This is a genomic window from Pediococcus parvulus (assembly GCF_007990205.1).
GTDB classification, from domain to species: Bacteria; Bacillota; Bacilli; order Lactobacillales; family Lactobacillaceae; genus Pediococcus; species Pediococcus parvulus.
Genome location: NZ_BJWE01000069.1, coordinates 1 through 4,427, shown reverse-complemented (window position 1 = coordinate 4,427; position 4,427 = coordinate 1). Strand labels below are relative to the sequence as shown.

The 4,427-nt window shown below is 36.1% G+C and carries 4 protein-coding genes; all 4 read right to left on the bottom strand.

Annotation, left to right across the window (positions count from 1 at the left end; genetic code table 11):
• Nucleotides 1-254: 254 nt before the first annotated feature.
• A complete protein-coding gene (locus PPA04_RS09150; RefSeq protein WP_057785039.1) occupies nucleotides 255-1,286 on the bottom strand; it encodes a lysylphosphatidylglycerol synthase transmembrane domain-containing protein in 1,032 nt (343 codons plus the stop codon).
• 4 nt (nucleotides 1,287-1,290) lie between these two features.
• A complete protein-coding gene (locus tag PPA04_RS09145) occupies nucleotides 1,291-2,298 on the bottom strand; it encodes a glycosyltransferase family 4 protein (protein WP_057785040.1) in 1,008 nt (335 codons plus the stop codon).
• 24 nt (nucleotides 2,299-2,322) lie between these two features.
• Nucleotides 2,323-3,498, bottom strand: coding sequence for a glycosyltransferase family 4 protein (locus tag PPA04_RS09140; RefSeq protein ID WP_057785038.1), 1,176 nt, complete (start codon nucleotides 3,496-3,498; stop codon nucleotides 2,323-2,325).
• 87 nt (nucleotides 3,499-3,585) lie between these two features.
• Entirely contained in the window at nucleotides 3,586-4,365 is a 780-nt protein-coding gene (locus tag PPA04_RS09135; RefSeq protein WP_057785037.1) for an alpha/beta fold hydrolase, read from the bottom strand.
• Between the last annotated feature and the right edge of the window lie 62 nt (nucleotides 4,366-4,427).

The window sequence follows — 4,427 nt, the reverse complement described above, 5'->3', positions numbered from 1 at the left end:
TCAGTTTTTCTAAAAGTCAACAACCAATTTCAACTTTTAAAAAACATTTGATTGTCATTACAAGAAGCTGTGCCTCTCAAAAACGACCTTGAATATCATATCAACTATTCATCACTTGGTCAAGTCAAAAATCCCATTTTTTTATAAATCAGCGTTCAAATCCCTTGATAAGCCTGAACAAAACTAATTAAAACTTTTTTTGGAAACATAAGAAAAACCGCACTTCCACTTAGAAATACGGTTAAAAATTCACTTCATAATTTTTTTACAATCGTTCGATTTAATTTATCTGGTTTAGTCACTAAAGCAAACATACCACCAAACATGCCAAAGTAATAAGTTAATAATCGCCAAATCAACATGGCTAAAACTAATTTACTATTACTATGAATAAAACCAGAGAACAAAACATCAAAACTATATTCCGCCCCACCTGAACCACCTGGAATAGGAAAAATAGAAATAACCATGACAATCAAAACATGTAAGGATGTGACCATAATGACATTTATGCCTGTATATCCCAAAGACAACATAATATAATACGGCACTAAGTAGTAAAAGAGAAGTTGAAAGAAAGTCATTATAAAAATTTTAATCAACAGTTTCCACTGCGATTTTATACGGACGCTTTCCAAATAAAAAGTGTCTACCTTCTCATCCAAAGAAACTTTCCACTTAGCATACCGATCTTCTTTTACAAACCATCCAACCGGTATCATAATCCAACTAATCAGTTTTTTTGTAAATCCATGCCAGTACATGACTAACAATAAACCGATGATGACTGCAAAATGAATCAAGAAACCAAACACAACAAACAAAGACAGATAACTCATCTTTACCGCAATATAATCAAAGCCAATCAGTAAACTAAACATAAAGTTAATCACTATCATAGCTTGAAATACCACAAATTTCATCAAAAGGACAGAACTTGCTCTGCCAGCCTCAACCCCACTTTGCATTAATGCCACAAGTTGTGCCGGTTGGCCTCCTGACGAAAAAGGTGTAATGCCGTTAAACAACTGTTCAATTAGTGGAATCCGAATTGCATCTCGAAAAGAAAAACGGTCCCCGTTACTAACCACAAACATTCGCGTAATGACAGCTTCAATTCCAAAATAAAGCAGCATGCAACCTATCGCCACCAATAACCATTGCACATGAATGTGAACAATGTCATGTAGTAAATGATTGAGATTAATATTCCGTAATGAAAATCCAAATATACCAATACCCAGAATTAACATAAATATCAACACAATTTTATTTCTCTTGGACATTACTCTAGCCCTCTCTTGCCTGACGCATATAAAAGCCGTGCCAAATATTGGCTAAATGTTCCTCTGAATATTGTGCTGAGGCTTCATTAGATTTCTCGTGTAATGTCTTTAATGCATCAGTATTCTTAGTAAGATAACTAATTTGTGCTTGCATTTCACTAACATCCTTTGCCGGCGCATAGTACCCCTCAATTATTGCATGATAAAGATCTAAATCCCGTAATAAAACTGGGGTCCCACAACTAAATGCCTCTAGTACGGACATTGGAAACAGTTCATTATACGATGGCAACAAAAACAAATTGGCCACGTTATAATAGTTGACTAACTCTGAACGATCAATAATTCCTGTAAACTTCAAATTGGCCGGTGGATTATCCACAACTTTTTTCAAATCCGCATAACCATCTGTCATTCTGCCGAAAGAGAACCCCCCTGCCCATATAAAGTGGAGATCCGGATTATTTTTTGCAAGCTTAATAAAATCCTTAACCCCTTTACGTTCCTGGACTTGACCAATTCCCAAAATAACAAACTTATCTTGTTCTATATGCATTTGCCTTCGCAACGCTTGTTTTTTTTCAGAACTCATCTCATAAAACTCGCTTTTGTGCACAAAATTGGGAATGTAGCTTATTTTTTCTTCTGGAATTCCATATGCAGTTAATTTGGGAATAAACGTTGGATTAACCACCACAATATGATCCATCCGTTTATAGAATGCAATTATATACTTGTAAAAAATCCCTCGAAATGGTTGAGGAATTTTTAAACTACCTTCTATTGTTTCGGGCAAAAAATGGACATAACCTATTTTCCTACCCCTGCCTGGCATAAACGTCGACAAATAAAATTGAGGATCAATCGTATGGTAATGACTAATCTCAGAACGTCCATATTTATTAATACTAATTTTAAACTCGTCGGGAAAATGTGTTTTCAGTAATGAAATTAATTCCTCATAAGCACTACCGACACCTTGTCCTTTAACTTTTGTTGCTGAAGAGAACATATTAATTCGCAAATCTTTTCCCCCTTAGTCAGAAAAGCTTGAAGACTCTTCTCGATCTGCATACAGCACTAATGAATCTTTATAAAAATCTACAATTTGCTTACCAAAATGATCCGCCGATATATCATAAAGTTTGCGTTCCCGAGGCTCAGGATCTTCAAAACTAACCGGATGATTTAAGTAATTCTCCGCAAAATGCACGAATTGTTTTTCCGTTTCGAAAGTCACTCCCAGTGATGGATCATCCAATAACTGATCCGTATAAGGGCTAGATTTGACGACCACCTTTAGTCCAGCCGCCAACGCTTCAATATAGGTTAAACCCTGCGATTCAGAATCTGAGGCGGATACAAACAGGTCTGCCATTTGATAGTAACGGTACACAATGTCATTATCAATTTCGCCGGTAAACCGCACATGATCAGTAATCCCCAAATTCTTAGTCTGCAGTTCCAAGCTTTCTCGTGCTGGGCCGTCACCCACGATAACTAACAAACTATCTGGAACTGCTTTTAAAATTTGCGGGAAGGTTTTAATAACTTCTTGAATATTTTTTTCATAAGCTAATCGACTTAAAGAAAGTAAAATTTTCTTTTTTTTAGGAAAACCATATTTCTCTCGCCAATCAATTTCTTCATGTTGGGCATAATGATTCACATTAACACCTGTCGGAATCACACGAATAGGTGCTTTAACACCATAACCGTTTAACGTTTTTATCACTCGTTCGCTCGGCGCTACAACTCCCGTTAAATGATAACAAAAAGCTCGCGTACCTTGTTTAACATGATAAGGGCGTAACAAATGCCCATTCGCCACGTAGTGTAAATAGTCCTCATACATTGTGTGATACGTATGCACACATGGAATTTTTAAATTTTTAGCTACAAACTTACCAATCCAGCCTAGTGAAAATTCAGTCTGTGTATGAACAATATCTAAATTTAATTCTTTTGCAACTTGATAGGCCTTGAACAAACCACTTACAGCTATTCTTCGGTCAGTAAAAGAAACGAAAGGAATACTTGCAAAACGAAAAATATTTCTTTCGTACACATTTTTGTCTACTTTAGGATCTGTCGTTGTAAAAATATAGACTTGATGCCCCTGTTTTTCGAGCTGCTCCCTCAAGGTCTTAATCGAGGTCGCGACACCACTAACCTGTGGGTAATATGTATCTGTAAAAATTCCTATATTCACAAGTATCCTCCCCAAAAAACTATAAACTTAATCAAGTTTAATTATATTGGTTTCATACGCGTTATGCAAACAACTCTCTTGTAGCTCTTAATTACCTATAAATTGCCATAACAGTTGATTAAATTTTTCTGATTGCTCAGCCATCACAATATGACCACTTTTTTCAACCATTGCCGTTTTGATTGTACCATTCATCTTTTGAATCTCATCACTAAAATGATAATCAAAGTAAGGACTCTGCTGTCCAACAACTAAAAGCATCGGAATTGACATTCTTTTAATCACATCCCGCCAATCCTGAACAGCATGATTTAGTAACAACGGATAATCAAGCTTTGAGTCAAACGGATAACTCTCCGTCACTTTCTTGACTAATGCAAATGTGTCATCATCAATATGTTTGAAAGTTGACGGACCTAAAGGTTGCTTCAAACGATCTTTGAAATTTTGCCAAGTTAAATTTTTAAACCCAAACTGCCAATCACTTTCATTAATCATTTTCGGCGGCTGATCAACTATGACAATTTTGTGCACGTTCACAGGACCAAACAAAGAAAGATAAGCATAAATCGTTGCCCCACCCATTGAATTTCCAACCAAGATGAAGTCGGTCAATTTCAACAACACACACAATTCATGAACGTCTGCTGCTAATCTAGAAATACGTAATCCCCAATTAACATGCTGCGACAAACCTTGATTTCGAAAATCTAGCCTCACAACTCGAAGACCACGCTGCAATAACAACTTTTTTTGTTGATGCCATATTTCCTTTGAGCCACCAAATCCCGTCAAAAAAACTACGGGCTGCCCTGTTCCCTCATCTGAATAATCCAACGTCACTAGATCGCTCGTTTCAAACTTCATACTTTCAACTCCATTTTTGTTAATCATTTTTAGTATAACAAAAAAATCTCCAAGGATTTAAA

Bases quoted from the DNA above. Each gene is read 5' to 3' on its own strand.
- PPA04_RS09150 (WP_057785039.1), bottom strand. From the start codon at position 1,286: ATGTCCAAGAGAAATAAAATTGTGTTGATATTTATGTTAATTCTGGGT.
- PPA04_RS09145 (WP_057785040.1), bottom strand. From the start codon at position 2,298: ATGTTCTCTTCAGCAACAAAAGTTAAAGGACAAGGTGTCGGTAGTGCT.
- PPA04_RS09135 (WP_057785037.1), bottom strand. From the start codon at position 4,365: ATGAAGTTTGAAACGAGCGATCTAGTGACGTTGGATTATTCAGATGAG.